The following is a 22543-nucleotide window of genomic DNA, read 5'->3' as shown; positions in this document are numbered from 1 at the left end:
CCTCACTCGAAGAACGTCGCTCCTCCGGGCGGACCGGGCGAGGGTGAGGAGTCGTCGTCGGTGAACGGCTCCCCGCCGCCGAGGGCGCTGCTCAGGTCTGCACCGCCCAGGATCCGGTACGGGAACGGCGAGGAGGCCGCGCGGCGTCGCAGCTCGCCGAGGGGCAGGGCATCGCGGCCGGCGACGAGCAGCAGGTTGCCGTGCCGCCGTCCCCGCAGCGTGGCGGGCTCGGCGCTGACGACCACCTCCGGGAAGGTGCTGCGCGCCGCGGCCACCACTCGCCGCAGGTAGGCGAACGGCGCCTGATCGGCGAGGTTGGCGAGCAGCACTCCCCCGGGTCGCAGCGTCCGTGAGATCTCGGAGAACGCCTCCACCGTCGTGAGCTCGGCGGGGACCACCGGCCCGGCGAAGGCGTCGAGGACCACCACGTCTGCGTACGCGTCCCGCAGCGCCGCGAGCCCGCTCCGTCCGTCGACCGGACGGACCTTGATCCCGCTGCGAGGCGGCAGTGGCAGACGCTCACGGACGTACGCGGTCAGGGCGGTGTCCGGCTCCAGCACGACCTGCGCCGACTGCGGACGGGTCGCGGCGACGTACCGGGGAAGCGTCAACCCGGCGCCGCCGACGTGGATGATCGTGAGGCGTTCTGGCGGAGGGCGCAGGTGGTCCAACGTGTCGGCGATGCGCTGGACGTACTCGAAGACCAGCCGTGTCGGGTCGCCAAGATCGACGTGCGACTGGGCCGCTCCCCCGACGCGGAGGGTGAAGGAGCCGTGGTGCCCGGGCTCGGGCACGAGCGTGATCGCGCCCCGGTCACCGTCGTCGTCGCTCACCGACCCAGTATCGGCCGTGCCGCCTGGTCGGTCTCGTCAGGAGAGTCGAATCGTCGGAGGGTCAGCTCGCCGTTGACTTTGGTCGCTGTCCCGGGACCGATGAGTTGCTGGACGTCACGCAGTCGTGACCTCGGCGGACTGTCTCCGAGACCCCCTAGGTTGAACCTCATGGCAAGCGATGCAGCCGAGATCGAGGCCGACGGACGCGCGGTCCGCGTGACCAGCCCTGACCGCGTCATCTACGAGGCGACGCCGTGGTCGGCCGAGGTGACCAAGCTCGACGTCGTCGCCTACTACGTGTCGGTCGGTGACGGCATCATGCGGGCGCTGCGCAACCGCCCCACGACTCTTGAGCGCTGGCCCAAGGGAGTGCGCGAGGGCATGACGCTGTCGACGCGTGCCGACAACCGCGGTGACGCGTTCTACCAGAAGCGCATCCCCAAGGGCGCTCCCCCGTACGTCGAGACCGCACGCATCCAGTTCCCGTCCGGCCGCGAGGCCGACGAGGTCTGCCCGACCGAGCTGGCGACGGTCGCGTGGGCCGCCCAGATGGGCACGCTGACCTTCCACCCGTGGCCGGTGCGTCGCGACGACGCCGAGCACCCCGACGAGCTGCGCATCGACCTCGACCCGCAGCCGGGCACCGACTTCGCCGACGCCGTACGCGTGGCTGGTGATGCGCGTGCGCTGCTGGACGACCTGGGCATGGTCGGCTTCCCCAAGACCAGCGGCAACCGCGGCGTGCACGTCTACGTCCGCATCGAGCCGTGCTGGTCGTTCACCGACGTCCGCCACGCGGCCATCGCGTTCGGGCGTGAGCTCGAGCGGCGCCACGAGGGTGTGACGACCAAGTGGTGGAAGGAGGAGCGAGGCGAGCGCATCTTCGTCGACTACAACCAGAACGCCCGCGACCGGACGATCGCCAGCGCCTACAGCCTCCGTCCGAAGCCAGGTGCCCCGGTCTCCACGCCGGTGACCTGGGACGAGCTGGCGACCGTCGACGACCCGCGCGCCTTCAACCTCCACACCGTGCCGCAGCGCTTCGCCGAGCTCGGCGACCTCCACGCGCCGATCGACGACACCGCGTGCTCGCTCGAGCCGCTCCTCGACCTCTACGCCCGAGACGAGGAGCAGGGCCTCGGCGACATGCCGTACCCACCCGACTACCCCAAGATGCCGGGCGAGCCGCCTCGCGTGCAGCCGAGCCGCAAGAACGCCGCCAACTGGACCGACGCCGACGAGGACGCGGCCGGAGGCTGACCGATGTGGGTGCTGCACGTCGATCTCGACCAGTTCATCGCTGCGGTCGAGGTGCTGCGCCGACCCGAGCTCGCCGGCAAGCCTGTCGTCGTCGGGGGACGAGGCGACCCCAGCGAGCGCGGCGTGGTGTCGACGGCGTCGTACGAGGCGCGCGAGTACGGCGTCCGCTCCGGCATGCCGCTGCGGACTGCCGCCAAGAAGTGCCCCGACGCCGTGTTCCTCCCCGTCGACAAGCCCGCGTACGACGCGGCGTCGGCGGAGGTGATGGACGCACTCCGCAGCGTCGGGACGGCCGTCGAGATCTTGGGCTGGGACGAGGCGTTCGTTGCGGTGCCGGACGCCGTCCAGGACGCGGACGGTGCGGTCGCGTTCGCCCGCCAGGTCCAGTCGCGAGTCCTTGAGCGGACCCGCCTCCACTGCTCGGTCGGCATCGGCGACAACAAGATCCGCGCCAAGAACGCGACCGACTTCGGCAAGCCCCGCGGCACCTTTGTGCTCACTCGTGACACCTGGTGGGCGGTGATGGGTGAGCGTCCGGCCGACGGCGTCTGGGGCATCGGCGGCAAGACGGCGGCCAAGCTCGCCGCACTCGGTCTGAGCACGGTCCGCGAGGTCGGGGACGCCGACGAGGATGTCCTCGCTGCCGCGTTGGGTCCGACGATGGGACCGTGGTACCGCCGCCTCGCCCGTGGCGTCGACACCTCGCCCGTCGACCCGACGCCGTGGGTGCCGCGGTCGCACGGTCACGAGGTCACGTTCCAGACCGATCTGCGTGATCCGGACGAGGTCGAGGCGGAGGTCCGCAGGCTCGCTGCCCTCGCAGCGCGCGACGTGGTCGAGGACGGGCGACCGGCGGTCCGGGTCCGCCTCAAGATTCGCTACGTCCCGTTCGAGACCCGGACGCGCAGCACCACGCTCGCCGGGCCGACGTCCGATGCCGCAGTGATCGCGGACGCGGCCGCCTCGCTGCTCGAACGCACCGACCGGACCCGAGCCGTACGCCTCGTCGGCGTCGCCGCGGAGATGGCCCCGCCCGGCGACCACGACTGAGCACCAGGCCTTGCCTTCCTGTGAGGTTGTGTGGTTCATTAGTCCAGTAATGAACCACGGGAGGTGGAGCGGAGCGTGTTCGACGGACCGGAGCCGATCTACATCCAGATCGCCGACCAGATCCGCGCACAGATCGTGAGCGGCGACCTGCCTGAGGAGTCACAGGTGATGTCCACGACCCAGTACGCGACGACCTTCCGCATCAACCCGGCGACGGCGGCCAAGGCGTTCGCGATCCTCGTCGACGAGGGCCTGATCGAGAAGCGTCGCGGTCTCGGGATGTTCGTGGCGGTCGGCGCGCACGACCGGCTCGTCAAGGAGCGCCGCGACACCTACCTCGAGCGGGTGTTCCGACCCGCCGTCGAGCAGGCCGACCTGCTCGGCATCCCGCGCTCGGAGCTCATCGCCTATCTCGACGAACACCCGGAGACCCTCCCCGCCCCTCGCGTCGCAGAAGGTGAGACACGATGACCACCCCGTACGGAGCCGAGCTGACCGACGTCACCGTCAGGTACGGCCGCCGCACCGACGAGGCCGCCCTCGACCACGTCAGCTTCACCGTCCGGCCCGGCACGATCACCGGGCTCCTCGGGCGCAACGGCGCCGGCAAGTCGACGGCGCTGTCACTCCTGGCGTCGCTGCGGCGACCGACCTCCGGGACGGTGCTGGTCAACGGCGTTGATCCGTTCGAGGACGCCGTCGTCATGGCCGGCGTCCAGCTCGTCCGCGAGTCCGGCGACGTCCTCGGGGACACCTCGATCAACGAGACGCTCGGCTACTACGACGAGCTCCGCCCGCACTGGGACGGTGACTACGCCCGCGCACTGCTCGACCAGTTCGACGTCGACCCCCGTACGACACCCGCCAAGCTGTCGCGCGGTAAGAAGTCGGCCCTCGGCTGCATCGTCGGGCTCGCCAGCCGGGCGCCGCTCACGATCTTCGACGAGTCCTACCTCGGCATGGACGCGCCAAGCAGGTACGCGTTCTACGACGCGCTGCTCGACGACTACACCGACCACCCCCGCACGATCGTCGTGTCGAGCCACCTGATCGAGGAGGTGGAGCGGCTGTTCGAGGACGTGGTCATGCTCCACCGTGGCCGCACCCTGGTCTCGGAGACGGCCGACGCCCTCCGGAGCCGTGCGGTGAGTCTCGTGGGTCCGAGCACTGCCGTGAGCAAGCTCGCCGACGAGCACCGCGTCCTGGCGACGCGCAACCTCGGCGGCACCACGCAGCTCACGCTCGAAGGCAGCCTCGAGCCCGCCGAGATCGCGCTGGCCCGGGATGCCGGGATCGAGATCGCCCGGGTGTCCATCCAGGACCTCTTCATCCACCTCAGCCAGGAACCCGATCCCATGAAGGAGGACGCGCGATGAGCGCCACCGTCTCCCCCGTCACCGCCCAGGCGCAGGAGCAACGCGGCACCGTCACGAGCGCGTACACGCTCTTCTTGGGCACGTGGCAGATCGGTGCCTACTTCTGGATCGCCGTCGCGACGATCACCGTGGCCGTCGCCTACGTCATCGACCGGTGGGGCGACCTCGAGTCCAGCACGGGCGACGGGTTCCTCGGCTCCGCGCCCGCCTTCCTCGGGGTGATGGGCCTCATCATGCCCCCCTCGATCCTCACGCTCCACGTCGTGGGAGGCGCGACACGTCGGTCGCTCTTCCGAGGCACGATCGTGGCCGCCGTCGGCCTGGGCATCACCTTCGCCCTCCTTGGCGCGATCGGGATGCTGGTGGAGTCACTGGTCCTGGATGCTCTCGACCTGCCGACCGTGACTCTCGACGCCCACCTCTACGACTCCTCGGGCGACTTCTTCGGGATCTGGCTGTCGTGGTCGCTGAGCGGGCTCAGCTACTTCCTCGGCGGCGCCGCGATCGCCTTCGGCTACTACCGGTGGGGGGCTCTGCTGGGCACGGTCCAGACGATCGGCGTCGTGCTGCTCGTCCTCGGCGCCGACATGCTGATGGGCGGCGGACCCTCTCCCCAGGTGCTGGGGGGCGTCGAGTCGCTGTCGGCCGTGTTGCTGGTGTCCCTCTCGCTGCTGGCGAGCGCCGTGGTGGCGCTCATCCTCTACCTGACCCTGCGCGACATCCCGCTCAAGGGCAACCCCGCCAGCAGCTGATCGGTCGGCTCAGCCCAGCACGTCACCGAGGTCGTACGAGACGACCTCCTCGAGCTGCTCGTACGTGCACGACTCGGGGTCGCGGTCCGGCCGCCACCGCTTGAAGCGGGCGGTGTGCCGGAACCGCGTCCCTTCCATGTGCTCGTACGCCACCTCGGCGACCAGGACGGGCTTGATGGGCACGAAGGACAGGTCCTTGCCGGCGCTCCACCGGCTCTGCGCTCCCGGCAGCCGGTCTCCGGCCTCGTGGGCCTCGGCCTCGGCCCACCGCCCCCACGGGTGCTCCGAGAAGGGCACCGCGAGGCGGTCGAGCTCGGCCGCCAGCTCCGCCCGCCGTGATGCGGTGAAGGCCGCACACACGCCGACGTGCTGGAGGACGCCCTCGTCGTTGTAGAGCCCGAGCAGCATCGAGCCGAGCAAGGGCTTCTCCGGCGTCGAGGTCTTGTGGAGCCGGTAGCCGGCGATGACGGCGTCCGCCGTGCGCTCGTGCTTGACCTTGAGCATGGTGCGGGCGTTCTGCTCGTACGGCGCCCGCAACGGCTTGGCCACCACACCGTCGAGCCCCGCCCCCTCGAACTGCCCGAACCACTCCTCGGCGACGGCGGGGTCCAGCGTGGTCCGCGTCGTGTGCACCGGATCGCTCGCATCCTGCAGCGCCTCGACGAGACGGGCGCGGCGCAGCTCGAACGGCTCCCCCGTCAGGTCGTCGTCACCGAGGGCGAGCAGGTCGAAGGCGACGTACGACGCGGGCGTCTGCTCGGCGAGCAGAGCGATCCGTGAGGCCGCCGGGTGGATGCGCTCCTGGAGGACCTCGAACTCCAGCCGACCGTCGACGGCCACGATGATCTCGCCGTCCAGGACGCATCGTTCGGGCAGGTTCTCCCGGAACGCGGTGACGAGCTCGGGGAAGTAGCGCGTCAGATCGCGCGTGTTGCGGCTCGTCATCTCCACCGTGTCGCCGTCGCGGAAGACGATGCAGCGGAACCCGTCCCACTTCGGCTCGTACGACAGCCCGCCCTGGACCTTGCTGGGATCGGGCACTCCCTTGACCGACTTCGCCAGCATCGGGCGCACGGGCGGCATCACGGGCAGCGGCATCGCGTCACCTCTCTCGGGTCAGGCGGTCGGAGCCGACGTCGACCGACTCATCGGCGTCACCGGCGCGCGCCTCGTCGCCGTGGCCGGGCCACCAGGCGGTGTGGCCCAGCAGCGCCGTCAGCGACGGGGTGAAGAACATCGACATCACGAACGCAGCGACAAGGATCCCGAACGAGATCGCGAAGCCCATCGACACCAGCAACGGGTTGCCTCCGAGCATGAGCGCGGCGAAGGATCCCGCCAGGATGAGGCCCGCCGCGGCGATCGTCGGACCCGCGTGGCGTACGGCCCAGGCCGCGGCCGCGTGCGGGTCCCGGCCTTGGCGGGACTCCTCTCGCAGGCGGGCGATCATCAGGATGTTGTAGTCGGTGCCCAGCGCCACCACGAAGAGATAGATGTAGATCGGCAGCATGAAGATGAGGCCGTCCTCGCCTCGGGCCACCTGGAACACGAGCACGGTCGCACCGAGCGTCGCCCCGAAGCCCAACCCGACCGACGCCATCAGATAGAGCGGCGCGACGAGGCTCCGCAGCAGGAGCCCGAGGATCACCATGATGAGCAGCGCGGCGACCGGGAAGACGACGGAGTAGTCACGGCTCATCGCGTCCTGCAGGTCGACGAAGATCGACGTCGTCCCGCCGACGAGGGCCTCCGAGCCGTCTGGCGCGGCGTCGTGAGCGGCCGTACGGATCGGCCCCTCGACGTGCGCCATCGCGGCGTCCGACATCGGGTCGTCCTCGAGCGTCACGACGAACAGCGCGGCCGAGCCGTCGGCGTTCGGGACCGGGTCCGCCACCTGAGCGACCCCGTCGGCCCCTGCCAGCACCGCTCCGAACGGGGCCAGGTCAGCCTGCACGATCGGATCGCCGTCCGTACTGCGCAGGATGACCGTCTGCGGGGCCGTGGCGCCCGCCGGGTAGCCCTCCAGCATGCGTTCGCTCGCCACCATCGACTCCGCGTCGTCGGGCAGGCTCAGCTGGGAGAAGTCGAACGACGGCTTGAAGCCGAACGCGAACACCGCGAGTGACGCCAGCAGCAGACCCGAGGCGAGCGCGAACCTCCCCGGGTGTCGACCAAGGGAGTCGCCGATCGCCGCAAACCGGGCATTCTTCGGCTCGGTCTTCCAGGCCTTCGAGGGCCAGAACACCTTCGTCCCCAGGAGCGAGACGACGGCCGGGATGAGGGTGAGCGCGGCCATGACCGTGACCGCGACGGCGATCGCGAGCGCCGGGCCGATCGAGCGGAAGATGCTGAGGGAGGAGAGCACCAACGCGAGAAACGCCACGATGACCGCTCCACCGGCCGATGCGATCGCCTCGCCCGCGCGCTCGATCGCATGCACCATCGCCGCCTTCGGCTCCTCCCCGTCTCGCAGCCGCTCCCGATAGCGGAACATCAGGAAGAGGATGTAGTCGGTGCCGATGCCGAACAGGACGACGATCAGGATCACCGTGATCGACGAGTCGGCCTGGAGCCCGAAGGCCTCGTTGGCGATCGAGATCAGGCCCGTCGCCACCTGGGAGATGATCGTGATCACGAGGATCGGGAGCAGCGCGATGATCGGGCTGCGGAAGATCACCAGGAGCAGGACGACGATGAGACCGATCGTCGCGATGCCGACCGCGGCCTCGGCGTTGCCGGCCGACTCCTCGGCGTCGAGGTTCTGGGCGATCGAGCCGGTGATCCCGACACGCAGGTCGGTGTCCTCGACGGCCCCATCGACCTGCTCGCGCAGGTCCCGGGCGCTGTCGGTCAGCGTGGTGTCGAACGGGTCGGTGCCCTCGGTGAGTCCCGCGGTGATCGTCTGGACGAGGCCGTTCTCCGACGGCGGGTTCGCCCGGATGTCTGCGAGGTGCTCGATGTCCGCGGCGCTCAGGTCGTCGGCGAGGGCCCCGACCGCCGCCGAGTCCTCGGCCGTGAGGGGCTTGCCGTCGGCGCGGTCCACGACCACGATCGCCGCGGGCTCGGTGTCGGCCAGCTCGGGGAACGCGTCGGCCTGCGCCTCCAGCGCCTTGATCGACTCGTACTCGCGAGGCAGGAAGTCCGCCTCCTCCGAGGTCGACTGCAACGGCGGCGCAAGCGCCACCACCGTGACCGCAAGCACGATCCACGCGAGGATCACCTGCCACGGGTGCCGGACGACGTACCGTCCCATCCTGCTGAACACAGGGCCCTTTCTCCGGGGACGCCCCGGCGGCAGCCCCAGCAGCCCCTATCGAACACGAGAACTTTAGACTGGGCCAGTGAATTCCCTCGCCGTGGAGGTGGCCGGCCTCGTCATGCGCTACGGCGACACGACGGCTGTCGACGGCCTGAGCCTCACCGTCGAGACCGGCACGGTCACGGCCGTCCTCGGTCCCAACGGAGCCGGCAAGACCACGACGGTCGAGACCTGCGAAGGCTATCGGCGCCCCCAGGCCGGTACGGTCCGCGTCCTCGGCCTCGACCCGGTCCGTGACGCCGCACGTCTGCGTCCGAGGGTCGGCGTGATGCTCCAGAGCGGGGGCGCCTGGTCGGCGGCGTACCCCCACGAGATGCTCCGCTACGTCTCCCGCCTGTACGCCGACCCGCTCGACGTCGACTCTCTGATCGAGCGCCTGGGCCTGGGGGGCGTCGGCCGCACCCCGTACCGACGCCTGTCCGGAGGCCAGCAGCAGCGCCTTGCCCTGGCGACCGCGCTGGTGGGACGCCCCGAGCTGGTGTTCCTCGACGAGCCCACCGCCGGCCTGGATCCTCAGGCCCGGCGCTCGACGTGGGAGCTGGTCGACGAGCTCCGCGCCAGCGGCGTGACCGTGGTGCTCACCACCCACTTCATGGACGAGGCAGAGCGACTCGCCGACTGGGTCCACGTGATCGACCACGGCCGTCTCATCGCCTCCGGCTCCCCGAAGCACCTCACCAGCGAGGGTGCCGAGAACACGATCCGCCTGAGCGCGCCGGCGGGGATCGACACCGCCGGGCTCGTGACGGCGCTCCCCGCCGGGTCGCAGGTCGTCGAGCAGAGCCCAGGCGTCTACCTCGTCTCGGGCACGGTCGACCCTGCGCTGCTGCAGGGGGTGACGGCATGGTTCGCGACCCAGGACGTCCTGCTCGACGAGATCGCCGTACGCCGCCGTACGCTCGAGGACGTCTTCCTCGACCTGACCGGACGGGAGCTCCGCTCGTGAGCCTCGACTTCGCGCCTCGGCCCGGTGCCGCCCCCGTCCCCCGCATGGTCCTCGCGCAGACCGTCATGGAGACGCGCCTGCTGATGCGCAACGGTGAGCAGCTCCTGCTCGCGCTCGTCATCCCCCTGCTGCTGCTGGTGGCAGGAACGGAGGCGACCCGCATCGTCGACCTCGGCCCCGGGCGCCCGATCGACATCGTCACTCCGGGCGTGCTCGCCCTCGCGATCCTGTCGTCGTCGTTCACGTCGTTGGCCATCGCGACCGGCTTCGAGCGACGCTACGGCGTCATCAAGCGCCTCGGCAGCACCCCGCTCCCCCGCTGGGGCCTCCTCGTCGGCAAGATCGGGTCGGTCCTGCTCGTACAGGCTGCACAGCTCGTGATCCTGGTGCTCGTCGCCCTCTGGCTCGGCTGGGAGCCCGACGGGGGCGCTGCGGCGTACGCTTGGATGGTGGTGCTGGCGCTGCTCGGCACTGCGGCTTTCGCGGCCCTGGCGCTCCTGCTCGCGGGGACCCTGCGGGCGGAGGCGACGTTGGCCGTCGCGAACCTGGTCTACGTGCTGCTCCTGGTGGGCGGTGCGGTGCTGGTCCCCCTGAGCCGCTACCCAGATGCGGCCCAGACCTTCTTGTCGGTGCTGCCGACCGGCGCGCTCTCGGAGGGCATGCGGACCGTCTTCGACGGGAGCGCGCCGCCCGTCTCCAGCATCGTGGTGCTCGTGGTCTGGGCGGGAGTCGCCGCAGCAGCGACCGCTCGGACGTTCAAGTGGGAGTGATGACGTTGATCGAGAAGTTCCGCAACCCCACCGACGGATTCGTCCGTGGCTGGGCCTGGGCCTCGCTGGTCGCCAACATCGGCATCATCGTCACCGGCGCGGCCGTCCGCCTCACCGCCTCCGGGCTCGGATGCCCGACCTGGCCGCGCTGCACCGACGCTTCTTTCGTTCCTCACGACGAGCTGGGCGCCCACGGCCTCATCGAGTTCGGCAACCGGCTGCTCACCTTCGTGCTGGTCGCGGTTGCGATCGCCACGTGGTTCGCGGTCCGTGCCTGGCGACCCCGGCGCCCGCACGCCGTGCTGGTTGCGACCCTGATGGCCCTCGGGATCTCCCTGCAGGCCGGCATCGGGGGCATCACGGTGCTCGTCGACCTCAACGCGTGGGTGGTCGCCATCCACCTCGCCGTCTCGATCGGCCTCGTCAGCCTGTCCACCGTCCTGCTGCGCGAGACGTCGTTGCCGCCCGGTCCGTCGGCCGACCTCGTCCCCTCGCCGGTCCGCGTGCTCGGCTGGCTCACGTACGCCGTGATGTGGGCAACCGTGATGATCGGCACGGTGGTCACCGGAGCCGGTCCCCACGCAGGCGACCCGGACACGGCCCGCAACGGCTTCGACCCGGTGTCGGTGACGCAGCTGCACGCCGATGCGGTGTTCCTCCTGCTCGGCCTCTCGGTCGGGCTCCTGCTCGCGTACAAGGCCGTCGGTGCGCCCGCGACCGCGGTCCGCGCGGCTGTCGTGCTGCTCGCGGTGGAGCTCGGGCAGGGCCTGATCGGGTTCGTGCAGTACTTCACCGATCTCCCCATCGTGCTGGTGGGCCTGCACCTGCTGGGAGCGGGCATCCTGGCCGCGGCGGCGACCTGGGCCACGCTCGAGTCGCGTGGCCGCGCCCCTGTCCCCACCACGCGTACGCCCTCCCCCACGGGCGCTTAGGCGTTGCGTATCGACATCGCGCCCAGGAGGTGGTCGCAATGTCGATACGTACGGCATCAGGTCTCGTCCCACCCGGCGCTCTGCAGTAGCCGTCTCAACTGGTCTCCGACCGCGGCGGGCGTACGGCGGATGGCGTAGGACGTGAAGACCGCCGTACGCCGCCCCGAGATCAGCAGCTCGTTGCCGCGACCGGCGTCGGCGTCCCACCTCCTCACGTCGAGGTGCGGGATGCCGTGGATCTCGCAGCCGACCCCGTACTCCTCCCAGTCGACGTCGAGGTAGTAGCGCCTGTCGTTGCGCACCACCGCACGCTGCCGAGCCGGCGGCGGCAGACGGTAACGCGCACGGATCGCGTCGAAGTCACGCTCGGGCAGCGACTGGATCCCGCCCGCGGCGTCGAGGTACGACTCCACGACGAGGGCACGGTGCCGACACGCTCCCCGTCGCGTCATCGCGTCGCGGAGGTCGCTCGTCCGGACCACACGCTGCTGCGCCGCGGCGAGCACGATCGCCCTCGCGTAGCGCTCGTTGTCGGTCCAGCTCGCGAAGTCGAGCACGCTCCGGGCCGGCCGGGTCCGCGGAGGGAACCGGGCCGGGTTGACGTCGCGGTGGTCGAGGTAGGCGCTCCAGTGGACGACGATCCCGCCGATCGAGGGCCGGCGGGCGCCGATCGGGACCGAGACGTACGTGGCCTCGGTCTCGAACCCCTTCAGCCCGTCGTACGCCAGAGCGCTCGGTCCTGCGAGGACCGCACCGGGCGAGCACGAGAGGAGACGGACCATCGTGGTCTGCTCCGCGGTGAGGGGCCCGTTGTGGAGCACGACGACGCCGCGGTGCGGTCGCTGCCAGACGTCGGCATAGACGCGCGAGCGCACATGGGCTGCGCCGAAGAGCGCTGCGGCCTGTGCGGAGGTGAGGACGCCATGCTGCGCGTCGACGACGGCAGAGGTGTTGTCGGTCATGGACCACAGGTGGGTCCTCAGGGCGCGTACGGGCCCCGCCGGTCCGGCCGCTGGGGAGACTGAGGCGTTGTGTATCGACGTTGCGCCCGTGAGGTGGTCGCGATGTCGATCCGCAACGCCTCAACGCACGTCAGGGCGTCAGCGCAGGAAGGGGTCGACCGCAGCGCCGACGAACAGCAGCGCGAGATAGGCGTTGGACCAGTGGAACAGCCGCATCGGCTTGAGCACCGACAGCTCCGAGCTCTGCCGTGCCCGAGCGAGGAAGAGGTGTGCCTCGAGCAGGAACGCCGCGCCGAGGACCACCGCGACCACGGGATAGAACCAGCCGGTCGGCGCGATCGGCCACAGCAGCAGCGAGGTCGCCACCATCGCGTACGAGTACGCGAGCATCTTGCGCCCGACCACGGTCGCCGGCGCGATCACCGGGAGCATGGGGACGTCGGCCCGCGCGTAGTCCTCGCGGTATCGGGTCGCGAGCGCCCAGGTGTGCGGGGGCGTCCAGAAGAAGACGACCGCATACATCACGACCGGCGCCCAGGCCAGCTCGTTGGTGACCGCCGTCCAGCCGATCAGGGTCGGGAAGCATCCGGCGAGGCCGCCCCACACGACGTTCTGGGCCGTACGACGCTTGAGCAGCATCGTGTAGCCGACGACGTAGAAGACGTTGGCCGCGAGAGCGAGACCCGCGGAGAGCCAGTTGACGAAGAAGCCCAGCCACAACGTCGAGATCACGCCGAGAGCGAGACCGAAGACGAGTGCGGCCTGCGTGGTCACCGCGTGGCGCGGCAGCGGACGGCGACGCGTGCGACGCATCTGCTGGTCGATGTCGGCGTCGAAGACGCAGTTCAGGGCGTTGGCCGACCCCGCCGACAGCGTGCCACCCACCAGGGTGGCCACCACGACCCAGAGGCCGGGGACACCCTGGGCGGCGAGGAACATCATCGGCACGGTCGTCAGGAGAAGCAGCTCGATGATGCGCGGCTTCATCAGGCCGACGTAGGCGGTGACGACGTCAGCGAGACGGGGACGACCGTTCGACGGGTGCGAGGAACGCTGGTGCACAGCGCTCAGCTCGGGGTCGATTGCGGTCACGCCGCGAGTCTAGTCACGTCGCGAAGCGACGCACGCGCGGGTGCATGGTGCCCGCGCGTGACGTGACGGCGACCACGGTCCCAGCCCGCAATCTCATGACCGGGAGCCGATCCGCGAGAACGATGGGGCACGAGTAGGCTCACACCCGAGACCTGTCCGTGATCCGGCGACTGCGCCGTGCGACATGGCAACGCCGCGCCGGGGACCCCGCACCACCGTACGAGGAGCACGCCGACGTGAGCACCAAGCTGGAGTGGACCGAGCTCGACCGCAAGGCGGTCGACACCGTCCGCGTCCTTGCGATGGACGCCGTCCAGAAGGTCGGGAACGGCCACCCGGGGACCGCCATGAGCCTCGCGCCGGCGGCGTACCTGCTCTACAACAAGCTGATGCGGCACAACCCCGCCGACCCCGACTGGGCGGCGCGCGACCGCTTCGTGCTCTCGTGCGGTCACTCCAGCCTCACTCAGTACATCCAGCTCTATCTCGCCGGCTTCGGGCTGGAGCTGGCCGACCTCGAGTCGCTGCGCACATGGGGCAGCCGGACGCCGGGGCACCCCGAGTTCCGTCACACGCCGGGCGTCGAGGTCACGACCGGTCCGCTCGGGCAAGGCGTCGGCAACGCCGTGGGCATGGCGATGGCCGCGCGGCGCCGTCACGGCCTGCTCGAGCCCGACGCCCCGATGGGCGAGGGCGTGTTCGACCATCACGTGTATGCGATCGCCTCCGACGGCGACATGCAGGAGGGCGTCGCCTCCGAGGTCAGCTCCCTCGCGGGCACCCAGCAGCTCGGGAACCTCACGGTGATCTGGGACGACAACCGGATCTCGATCGAGGACGACACCGCGGTCGCGTTCAACGAGGACGTGCTCAAGCGCTACGAGGCCTACGGCTGGCACGTCCAGATGGTCGACTGGACCCACGACGGCACCGGCTACACCGAGGACGTCGAAGCCCTCTGGGAGGCCCTCCAGACGGCACGGTCGGTCACCGACCGGCCGAGCTTCATCGCGCTGAAGACGATCATCGCGTGGCCCGCACCCGACAAGCAGGGCACCGGGGCCTCGCACGGCTCCGCCCTCGGGGCGGAAGAGGTCGCGAAGACCAAGGAGATCCTCGGCTTCGACCCCGACAAGACGTTCGAGGTCCCGCCGGAGGTGATCGAGCACACCCGCAAGACCCGTGCTCGCGGTGAGCAGCTGCAGGCCGAGTGGGACGAGCTGTACGCCGCGTGGCGTGAGGCCAACCCGGAGTCGGCCGCCCTGTTCGACCGCCTGAACGCTCGCGAGCTCCCCGACGGCTGGGACGCCGACCTCCCGACGTACGAGGCCGACCCCAAGGGTGTCGCCACGCGCGTCGCCTCCGGCGCCTTCCTGACGGCGGCGGCACCGGTGCTGCCCGAGCTGTGGGGCGGCTCGGCCGACCTGGCCGGGTCGAACAACACGACACCCAAGGGCCAGCCGTCGTTCCTCCCGCCCGAGCACGCGACCAAGATGTTCTCCGGCGACTGGTACGGCCGCGTGCTGCACTTCGGCATCCGCGAGCACGGCATGGGCGCGATCCTCAACGGCATCGCGCTGCACAGCCCGACCCGCCCGTACGGCGGCACGTTCCTCGTGTTCTCCGACTACATGCGGCCTTCGGTGCGCCTCGCGTCGCTGATGCAGCTCCCCGTGACCTACGTCTGGACCCACGACTCGATCGGGCTCGGTGAGGACGGCCCGACCCACCAGCCGATCGAGCAGCTCGCCTCCCTGCGGGCGATCCCGGGACTCGACGTGGTCCGTCCTGCCGACGCCAACGAGACCATCGTCGTCTGGAAGAAGATCCTCGAGTCCCCGACGCACCCCGCCGGCCTCGCCCTGAGCCGCCAGAACCTCCCGGTGTTCCCGCGGGGTAAGGACGGCTTCGCCCCCGCCGAGGAGGCGGTGAAGGGCGCCTACGTCCTGCTCGACACCGAGGGCGATCCCGACGTGGTGCTGGTCGCGACCGGCTCGGAGGTGCAGCTGGCGGTCGCCGCACGTGAGACGTTGGCGGCGGAGGGCATCGCGGCACGCGTCGTGTCGATGCCGTGCCGCGAGTGGTTCGACGGACAGACCGAGGCCTACCGCGACTCGGTCATCCCGCCGCACGTCCGCGCACGCGTCAGCGTCGAGGCGGGCATCTCCCAGGGCTGGCGCGAGGTGGTCGGCGACGCCGGCCGCACGGTCAGCCTGGAACACTACGGCGCCTCCGCGGCGTTCCAGACGTTGTACGACGAGTTCGACATCACCGCCGAAGCGGTCGTGAGCGCGGCCAAGGAGAGCATCGCCGCCTCGGGTCACACCGGTGGCGTCGGCGTGTTCGCCAAGCCGATGCAGACGATCCTTCCGCAGACCAATCACTGAGCGGTTCCGCACCGGGCGCGCGGCGCCCACCGAAGACGGAGGAGAGCGCGATGACAGACCGACTGAAGGCACTCAGCGACGCAGGAGTGTCGATCTGGCTCGACGACCTGTCCCGCGAGCTGACCGAGACAGGTGAGCTGAAGCGACTCGTCGACGAGGACCACGTCGTGGGTGTGACGAGCAACCCGACGATCTTCGCCTCGGCGATGAAGGCGGGTGAGCGCTACGAGCCGCAGCTCGACGAGGGGCTCGCCGCCGACCCGGACACGACGGTGGCCGGCGCGGTGTTCGAGCTGACGACCACCGACGTCCGCCAGGCGGCGTCGATCCTGCGCCCCGTCTACGACGCGACCGACGGCGTCGACGGCCGTGTGTCCATCGAGGTGGAGCCGTCGCTCGCCTACGACACCGACCAGACCATCGCCACGGCCCGCAAGCTGTGGGACAAGGTCGGTGAGCCCAACGTCTTCATCAAGATCCCGGCGACCCGTGAGGGCATCCCGGCGATCGCCGCCACGATCGCCGCCGGGATCAGCGTCAACGTCACTCTGCTGTTCGCGCTCGAGCGCTACCGCGAGGTCCTCGACGCCTACGCCTCCGGGCTCGAGCATGCCCTCGCGGACGGGGTCGACATCTCCGACGTGCAGTCGGTGGCGTCGATCTTCGTCAGCCGCATCGACAGCGAGGTCGACAAGCGGCTGGACGACATCGGCACGTCGGAGGCGATGGCGCTCAAGGGCAAGGCCGGCGTCGCCAACTCGCGACTCGCGTACGCGGTGTACGAGGAGTTCTCGGCGTCCGACCGCTGGAAGGCGCTCGAGGCGCAGGGGGCGAACCGGCAGCGGCCGCTGTGGGCCTCGACGGGCGTGAAGAACCCCGACTACCCGGACACGATGTACGTCACCGAGCTGGTCGGTCCGAACGTCGTCAACACGATGCCCGGCGCGACGCTGCGTGCCTTCGCCGATCACGGCGAGGTGACCGGTGACACCCTCACCGGCACGAAGGCCGACGCTGAGCAGGTCGCCCGGTCGTTGACCGAGGTCGGGATCGACCTCGACGACGTCATGGACACCCTGGAGTCGGAGGGCATCGACAAGTTCGAGTCCTCGTGGACCGACCTCGTCCGGACCGTCCAGGACCAGCTGACCGCCGCCCGCGCACGCCGCGGCTGACCACCTCAGGAGCGAATCGGTGCAGAGCGACGACGCAGCATCCCCGGCCGGCTTCGAGCTCGGCCTCGCCTATCCCGACGAGAAGGCCCTCGACGCGGCCATCGACGACCTGGTGTCCAACCGGGTCGCGAGCCGCGTCGCCGGACACGACGCCACCCTGTGGGGTCCGGACGCCGAGGAGGAGGCACGCAAGCGGCTCGCGTGGACCGACCTTCACGTCACCTCGGTCCCCCTCGTCGCGCAGGTCACGTCCCTGAGGGACGAGTTGCGCAGCGCCGGACTCGACCGCGTCGTGCTGTGCGGGATGGGCGGCTCCTCGCTGGCGCCCGAGGTCATCTGCGCCACGGCGGGCGTGCCCCTGACGGTCCTGGACTCGTCCGACCCCGACATGGTGCGCGAGGCGATCGACGACGACCTCGAGCGCACGGTCGTGGTCGTCTCCAGCAAGTCGGGCGGCACGGTCGAGACCGACAGCCAGCGACGGGCGTACGAGCACGCGTTCGAGGTGGCGGGCATCGACCCCGCCACCCGCATCGTGGTCGTCACCGACCCCGGCTCGCCGCTCGACGTCGAGGCGACCGAGAAGGGTTATCGCGTCTTCCACGCCGACCCCGACGTCGGCGGCCGCTACTCGGCGCTGACGGCGTTCGGCCTCGTTCCGAGCGGGCTGGCCGGCGCCGACGTCGGTGCGCTCCTGGAGCAGGCTGACGAGATCGCCGAGGACGTCGCCGCCGACGACGCTACCAACCCGGCGCTGGTCCTCGGAGCTCTCCTCGGTGTCGCCAACGCCGACGGCGCCGACAAGCTGGTGCTGGCCGACGCGGGCTCGACCAACGTGGGCTTCGGTGACTGGGTCGAGCAGCTCGTCGCGGAGTCGACCGGCAAGCAGGGCAAGGGCATCCTTCCGGTCGTCGTGGGGCCGCCGGACGCACCCAACGCCGATGCCAGCACCCGTGACGAGGTCGTCGGGATGATCGGCCCGATGAGCGACGACCACCCCCAGGCCGCATCGGGATACGGCTTCGCGGTCGACGCTCCCCTGGGTGCGCTCTTCCTCCTGTGGGAGTACGCGACTGCGATCGCCGGCCACCTGATCGGCATCAACCCGTTCGACCAGCCCGACGTCGAGAGCGCCAAGCAGGCGGCGCGCGAGATGCTCGAGGGCTCCTCCGAGGGCCCGGTGGCCGTCTTCTCCGACGGCGGGGTCACGGTGTACGACTACTCCGGCTGGCTTCCCGACGACACGACGACCGTGCGGGAGGCGGTGGCCTCGCTGCTGGACGAGCTCGATCCGGAGCGTGGCTACGTCGCCGTCCAGGCCTACCTCGACCGCACGCGCGAGACCGGCCTCGCCGACGCCCGCGACGTGCTGGCGAGCCGGACCGGCCGGCCGACGACGTTCGGCTGGGGGCCGCGGTTCCTCCACTCGACGGGCCAGTACCACAAGGGGGGGCCCACGACCGGTGTCTACCTGCAGGTGACCGGAGATCCCGACCAGGACCTTGACGTCCCGGGACGGCCGTTCACGTTCGGCGAGTTCCTGATCGCCCAGGCCGTCGGCGACGCCGGAGTCCTCGCCGGTCACGGACGGCCCGTGCTGAGGCTGCACCTCGACCGCTCGGAGGCTTCACGCGGCACGCTGCGGGAGGCGCTGGAGTGACCCGCGAGCGGCGGAACGGCCCTGCGCCGTACGTCAACCCGTTGCGGCAGCCGGAGGATCGCCGGCTGCCGCGTATCGCGGGTCCGAGCTGCCTGGTGATCTTCGGTGTCACGGGTGACCTCTCGCGCAAGAAGCTGATGCCTGCGGTGTACGACCTCGCCAACCGCGGTCTGCTCCCGCCCGGCTTCTCGTTGGTCGGGTTCGCCCGGCGGGAGTGGGAGGACCAGGACTTCTCGCAGGTCGTCTACGAGTCGGTGAAGAAGTACGCGCGTACGGAGTTCCGTGAGGAGGTCTGGGCGCAGCTGTCCGAGGGCTTCCACTTCGTCCCCGGCTCGTTCGACGACGACAAGGCCTTCGAGCACCTCGTCTCGACCGTCCAGATGGTCGACCGTGAGCGCGGCACCGGTGGCAACTACGCCTTCTACCTGTCGATCCCTCCCGGCTTCTTCGCCACGGTCATCGGACAGCTCAAGAAGCACGGGCTGGCGCAGCCCGCCGGCGACTCGTGGCGCCGAGTCGTCATCGAGAAGCCGTTCGGCCACGACCTCGAGAGCGCCATCGAGCTCGACGACGTCGTCTCGGACGTCTTCCCGCCTGAGGCGGTCTTCCGGATCGACCACTATCTCGGCAAGGAGACCGTCCAGAACATCCTGGCGTTCCGCTTCGCCAACGAGCTGTTCGAGCCGGTCTGGAACGCCCACTACGTCGACCACGTGCAGATCACGATGGCGGAGGACGTCGGCATCGGGGGGCGGGCCGGCTACTACGACCGCATCGGGGCCGCCCGCGACGTCATCCAGAACCACCTTCTCCAGCTGATGGCGCTGGTCGCGATGGAGCCTCCCGTCTCGTTCAGTGCGCGCAGCCTGCGCCTGGAGAAGCAGAAGGTCCTCGCCCAGGCACGCCCGCCGCAGCGCATCGACCTCCACACCGCTCGCGGGCAGTACACCGCCGGCTGGGCCGGAGGCCTGAAGGTCAAGGGCTACCTCGACGAGCAGGACATCCCGGCAACATCGGCCACGGAGACGTACGCCGCGATCCGCCTCGACATCGAGACGCGACGGTGGGCGGGCGTGCCGTTCTACCTGCGCACCGGCAAGCGGCTGGCGCGCCGGGTCACCGAGATCGCCGTCGTGTTCAAGCGTGCGCCGCACCAGCCGTTCGCCAAGTACGACACCTCCGAGCTCACCCAGAACGCCGTGGTCATGAGGATCCAGCCGGACGAGGGCGTGACCGTGCGGTTCGGGTCCAAGGTCCCGGGGACCGCGATGGAGCTGCGCGACGTCAACATGGACTTCGCGTACGGCGGCACGTTCGTCGAGTCGAGCCCGGAGGCCTACGAGCGGCTCATCCTGGACGTGCTCCTCGGTGATCCCCCGCTCTTCCCCCAGCAGGAGGAGGTCGAGCTCTCGTGGAAGATCCTCGACCCGATCATCGACTACTGGGCGGAGCAGGCCGAGGAGGGCATCAGCATGCCGGAGCCGTACCTCTCCGGCGGCTGGGGACCGGCGTCGGCCGACGCCATGCTCGAACGGGACGGGCGGTCCTGGCGGCGGCCATGACGACGTTGCGCCAGCCCCAGCCGTGACACGCGACGAAGAGCGAGGACAGCGATGAAGGTCGATCTGAACGACACCAGCGCGAGCGCCGTCGCCTCGGCGCTGGTGAAGGCGCGCATCGCCGCCGGGAGTCCTGCCATGGGGATGGTGCTCACGCTCATCGTCGTCACGGACGAGGCACGGTACTACGACGCGATGCGGGCCGCCCGGGTGATCTCGCGCGAGCACCCCGCGCGCGTCCTCGGCGTCATCCTGCGGTCCAAGCGCGGCCCCGCGAGCCTCGACGCGCAGGTCCGGATCGGCAACGACAGCGCCGGCGAGTCGATCATCCTCCGGATGAGCGGTGAGCTCACCCAGCACGCCGAGTCGGTCGTCCTGCCGCTCCTGCTTCCGGACTCCCCCGTCGTCGCCTGGTGGCCCGGTGCGGCGCCCAAGGCTCCCGCGCAGGATCCGCTCGGCTCGCTCGCGACGCGGCGGATCACCGATGCCGCCGCCGCACGCACCCGCCACGCCGCTCTCGTGCGGGTCGCCCGCGCCTACCAGGCCGGTGACACCGACCTCGCGTGGACGCGGCTGACCCCGTGGCGCGCGCTCCTGGCGGCTGCCCTGGACCAGGTCGAGCTGGTGGTCACCGGCGGGTCGGTCGTCGCCGAACGCGGCAACCCCAGCGCTGACCTGCTGGTCGCCTGGCTCGAGGCCCGGCTCAAGGTGCCGGTCCAGCACTCCGTCTCTCGGGGCCCCGGGATCACGGAGGTCCGTCTGCACTCGATCATCGGCGACATCGCGGTGCTCCGGCACGACGGCCGCCACGGTGTGTTCATGGTGCCGGGTGAGGCTGACCGGGCCGTCGCGCTCAAGCGTCGGACGACAGCCGAGCTCCTGGCCGAGGACCTTCGTCGCCTCGACGAGGACGACGTCTATGCCGAGACGGTCCAGCGCCTGCTGCGCCGTGAGGACGGTGCCGTCGGCCGGTCCTCGAAGACGTCGGGGCGCTCGAAGCCGTCCGTCGACGCGCCCAGCGACCCGGCGGCCTCGGGGGCGAAGACCAAGAAGTCGGCGGCCACGAAGGCGTCAGGCAAGAAGTCGGCGGCCAAGAAGGCGCCCGCCAAGACCACCCCCCAGCGGACGGACACGACACGGTGAACGACGACCCCGAGATCCTCATCGACAATGATGCCGACCAGCTCGCCCGCAGCATCGCCGACCAGCTCGTCTCGACTCTCGCTGCGCTCCAGTCGCAGGGCCGGGTGCCGGCGATCGTCCTCACCGGCGGAACGATCGCCGACAAGCTGCACCGTGCGGTCGCTGCGCGAGCCCAGGACGGTCGCGTCGACTGGTCACGCGTCGAGATCTTCTGGGGCGACGAGCGGTTCGTCGCGGCCGACAGCGACGACCGCAACGAGCGACAGGCCCGCGAGGCGCTCCTCGACCACGTCGCTGTCGACGAAGCACGGGTCCACCCGATGGCGCCGGACGACGGCACGGTGTCCCTGGATGAGGCTGCTCAGCAGTACGCCGAGGTGGTGCGCGACCGAGTGTTCGACGTCGTCATGCTCGGCGTCGGCCCGGACGGCCATATCGCCTCGTTGTTCCCCGGCAAGCCCACGCTCGCCATCGACGATCGGGACACCGCGAGCGAGAGCGACTCCCCCAAGCCGCCGCCGGCGCGGGTCACGCTCACCTATCCGGCACTCAACCGGGGCCGGGAGGTGTGGTTCCTCGTCTCGGGTGACGGCAAGGCGTCCGCGGTCGCACGAGCACTCACCGGCGACGACGTCCGCCAGACTCCAGCGGCTGGGGTGACCGGCACCGAGCAGACGCTGTGGATGCTCGACGAGGGAGCTGCGTCTGAGCTCCCCGACCACCTGCGCTGAACAAGGGGGCCGTGGGGGGGGGGGGGGGGGGGGGCGGGGGGCCCCCCCCCCCCCCCCCCGCCCCCGCGCGAGAAGACCACCCCCGTGTCGACTCGCGCTAGCGCGAGTCGACACGGCCCCCTCAAGCCACGCTCAGTAGATGACCTCGCCGCGCGCACGACGGGCGCGCAGAGTCTCCACAGCCTCGGTCAGGATCTGCTCTGCCTCGTCGTCGCTCCGACGCTCCTTCACGTAGGCGAGGTGCGTCTTGTACGGCTCGATCTTGGGAGCCGTCGGAGGGTTCTCGTGGTCCTGGCTGGCCGGGAGGCCGCATCGCGGGCAGTCCCACGACTCGGGAACCGCGGCCTCCATCGCAAAGCTCAGAACCGTCGTATGGGTGTTGGAACAGAAGTAGGAGATCGCCCGGCGTGGCGCGGTGTCCCCGCGCTCGGCCTCCCCCATCGGGCCTGAACCGACCCGACTACCTCGAATGGCACCGCCTGACACCTGTGGACTCCTCGCCCCTCGTCGCAGTCATCGCCACCGGCGCACGCCGGGTCGATCAGAAGTGTAAACGGCTCAGCACCCCGGGTCGAGATGCCGCGATCAGAAAAGTG

General features: G+C 70.5%; 20 protein-coding genes. 14 read left to right on the top strand and 6 right to left on the bottom strand.

Annotated elements, in window-relative coordinates; all coding sequences use genetic code 11:
* Positions 1 to 2: 2 nt before the first annotated feature.
* Positions 3 to 833 (bottom strand): fused MFS/spermidine synthase, encoded by an 831-nt coding sequence (locus KV102_RS00975; RefSeq protein ID WP_308290192.1) that lies wholly within the window; start codon positions 831 to 833, stop codon positions 3 to 5.
* 168 nt (positions 834 to 1001) lie between these two features.
* Here KV102_RS00975 and KV102_RS00970 point away from each other — a divergent pair, with 168 nt between their 5' ends.
* From KV102_RS00970 to KV102_RS00950, 5 genes are all read left to right on the top strand, one after another.
* Positions 1002 to 2093, top strand: a complete 1092-nt coding sequence (locus KV102_RS00970) for a DNA polymerase domain-containing protein (RefSeq protein WP_220345034.1) — start codon at positions 1002 to 1004, stop codon at positions 2091 to 2093.
* Positions 2094 to 2096: 3 nt separating this feature from the next.
* Positions 2097 to 3143, top strand: a complete 1047-nt coding sequence (locus KV102_RS00965) for a DNA polymerase IV (protein ID WP_220345033.1) — start codon at positions 2097 to 2099, stop codon at positions 3141 to 3143.
* Between the two features lie 75 nt (positions 3144 to 3218).
* On the top strand, positions 3219 to 3614 hold the full coding sequence (locus KV102_RS00960; protein WP_220341580.1) for a GntR family transcriptional regulator: 396 nt from the start codon (positions 3219 to 3221) through the stop codon (positions 3612 to 3614).
* A complete protein-coding gene (locus KV102_RS00955) occupies positions 3611 to 4519 on the top strand; it encodes an ATP-binding cassette domain-containing protein (RefSeq protein WP_220345032.1) in 909 nt (302 codons plus the stop codon). The genes KV102_RS00960 and KV102_RS00955 overlap by 4 nt, the downstream gene beginning before the upstream one ends.
* The gene (locus tag KV102_RS00950; protein ID WP_220341578.1) at positions 4516 to 5271 is read left to right on the top strand and encodes a hypothetical protein; all 756 of its coding nucleotides are present in this window, start codon (positions 4516 to 4518) and stop codon (positions 5269 to 5271) included. Before KV102_RS00955 ends, KV102_RS00950 begins: the two co-directional genes overlap by 4 nt.
* A gap of 9 nt (positions 5272 to 5280) precedes the next feature.
* Here KV102_RS00950 and KV102_RS00945 read toward each other — a convergent pair whose 3' ends face one another.
* Together KV102_RS00945 and KV102_RS00940 are read right to left on the bottom strand one after the other, a co-directional pair.
* The gene (locus tag KV102_RS00945) at positions 5281 to 6369 is read right to left on the bottom strand and encodes an ATP-dependent DNA ligase (protein WP_220345031.1); all 1089 of its coding nucleotides are present in this window, start codon (positions 6367 to 6369) and stop codon (positions 5281 to 5283) included.
* A 4-nt stretch (positions 6370 to 6373) separates the two neighbouring features.
* Positions 6374 to 8536, bottom strand: coding sequence for an MMPL family transporter (locus KV102_RS00940; protein WP_220345030.1), 2163 nt, complete (start codon positions 8534 to 8536; stop codon positions 6374 to 6376).
* A gap of 76 nt (positions 8537 to 8612) precedes the next feature.
* Between KV102_RS00940 and KV102_RS00935 the strand changes: the two genes are divergently transcribed.
* The 3 genes from KV102_RS00935 to KV102_RS00925 are packed head-to-tail and all read left to right on the top strand — an operon-like array spanning position 8613 to position 11238.
* Positions 8613 to 9536 (top strand): ABC transporter ATP-binding protein, encoded by a 924-nt coding sequence (locus KV102_RS00935; RefSeq protein WP_301021878.1) that lies wholly within the window; start codon positions 8613 to 8615, stop codon positions 9534 to 9536.
* On the top strand, positions 9533 to 10306 hold the full coding sequence (locus KV102_RS00930; RefSeq protein WP_301021879.1) for an ABC transporter permease: 774 nt from the start codon (positions 9533 to 9535) through the stop codon (positions 10304 to 10306). The genes KV102_RS00935 and KV102_RS00930 overlap by 4 nt, the downstream gene beginning before the upstream one ends.
* Positions 10306 to 11238: a heme A synthase gene (locus KV102_RS00925; RefSeq protein ID WP_220341574.1), complete on the top strand. Its 933-nt coding sequence runs from the start codon at positions 10306 to 10308 to the stop codon at positions 11236 to 11238. The genes KV102_RS00930 and KV102_RS00925 overlap by 1 nt, the downstream gene beginning before the upstream one ends.
* 56 nt (positions 11239 to 11294) lie before the next feature.
* Here the strand turns inward: KV102_RS00925 and KV102_RS00920 are convergent, their stop codons facing one another.
* Both KV102_RS00920 and KV102_RS00915 read right to left on the bottom strand, forming a co-directional pair.
* Positions 11295 to 12200 (bottom strand): hypothetical protein, encoded by a 906-nt coding sequence (locus KV102_RS00920; protein ID WP_220345029.1) that lies wholly within the window; start codon positions 12198 to 12200, stop codon positions 11295 to 11297.
* 138 nt (positions 12201 to 12338) lie between these two features.
* Positions 12339 to 13283, bottom strand: coding sequence for a heme o synthase (locus KV102_RS00915; RefSeq protein ID WP_374197349.1), 945 nt, complete (start codon positions 13281 to 13283; stop codon positions 12339 to 12341).
* A gap of 245 nt (positions 13284 to 13528) precedes the next feature.
* On the opposite strand from KV102_RS00915, the gene tkt reads away from it, so the two are divergent.
* From tkt to pgl, 6 genes are read left to right on the top strand one after another with little or no spacing between them, the layout of a single operon-like run.
* Positions 13529 to 15679: a transketolase gene (tkt, locus tag KV102_RS00910; protein ID WP_220345028.1), complete on the top strand. Its 2151-nt coding sequence runs from the start codon at positions 13529 to 13531 to the stop codon at positions 15677 to 15679.
* A gap of 50 nt (positions 15680 to 15729) precedes the next feature.
* Positions 15730 to 16854, top strand: a complete 1125-nt coding sequence (tal, locus tag KV102_RS00905; protein WP_220345027.1) for a transaldolase — start codon at positions 15730 to 15732, stop codon at positions 16852 to 16854.
* 19 nt (positions 16855 to 16873) lie between these two features.
* Entirely contained in the window at positions 16874 to 18514 is a 1641-nt protein-coding gene (locus tag KV102_RS00900; protein WP_220341570.1) for a glucose-6-phosphate isomerase, read from the top strand.
* Positions 18511 to 20076 carry a glucose-6-phosphate dehydrogenase gene (gene zwf / locus KV102_RS00895; RefSeq protein WP_220341569.1) on the top strand — a complete coding sequence of 522 codons (1566 nt, stop codon included), beginning with the start codon at positions 18511 to 18513 and terminating at the stop codon, positions 20074 to 20076. Before KV102_RS00900 ends, zwf begins: the two co-directional genes overlap by 4 nt.
* Positions 20077 to 20127: 51 nt before the next feature.
* Complete coding sequence (locus tag KV102_RS00890) at positions 20128 to 21216, top strand: glucose-6-phosphate dehydrogenase assembly protein OpcA (RefSeq protein WP_220341568.1); 1089 nt, start codon at positions 20128 to 20130, stop codon at positions 21214 to 21216.
* A complete protein-coding gene (gene pgl / locus KV102_RS00885) occupies positions 21213 to 21947 on the top strand; it encodes a 6-phosphogluconolactonase (protein WP_220345026.1) in 735 nt (244 codons plus the stop codon). The genes KV102_RS00890 and pgl overlap by 4 nt, the downstream gene beginning before the upstream one ends.
* Before the next feature lie 132 nt (positions 21948 to 22079).
* On the opposite strand, the gene KV102_RS00880 is transcribed toward pgl, so the two are convergent.
* Positions 22080 to 22433, bottom strand: coding sequence for an RNA polymerase-binding protein RbpA (locus tag KV102_RS00880; RefSeq protein ID WP_220345025.1), 354 nt, complete (start codon positions 22431 to 22433; stop codon positions 22080 to 22082).
* Positions 22434 to 22543 lie beyond the last annotated feature (110 nt).

The sequence above is a fragment of the Mumia sp. zg.B53 genome (assembly GCF_019550935.1).
GTDB lineage: Bacteria > Actinomycetota > Actinomycetes > Propionibacteriales > Nocardioidaceae > Mumia.
The sequence above is the reverse complement of the archived record's forward strand: the minus strand, read 5'-3'. Positions and strand labels throughout refer to the sequence as shown.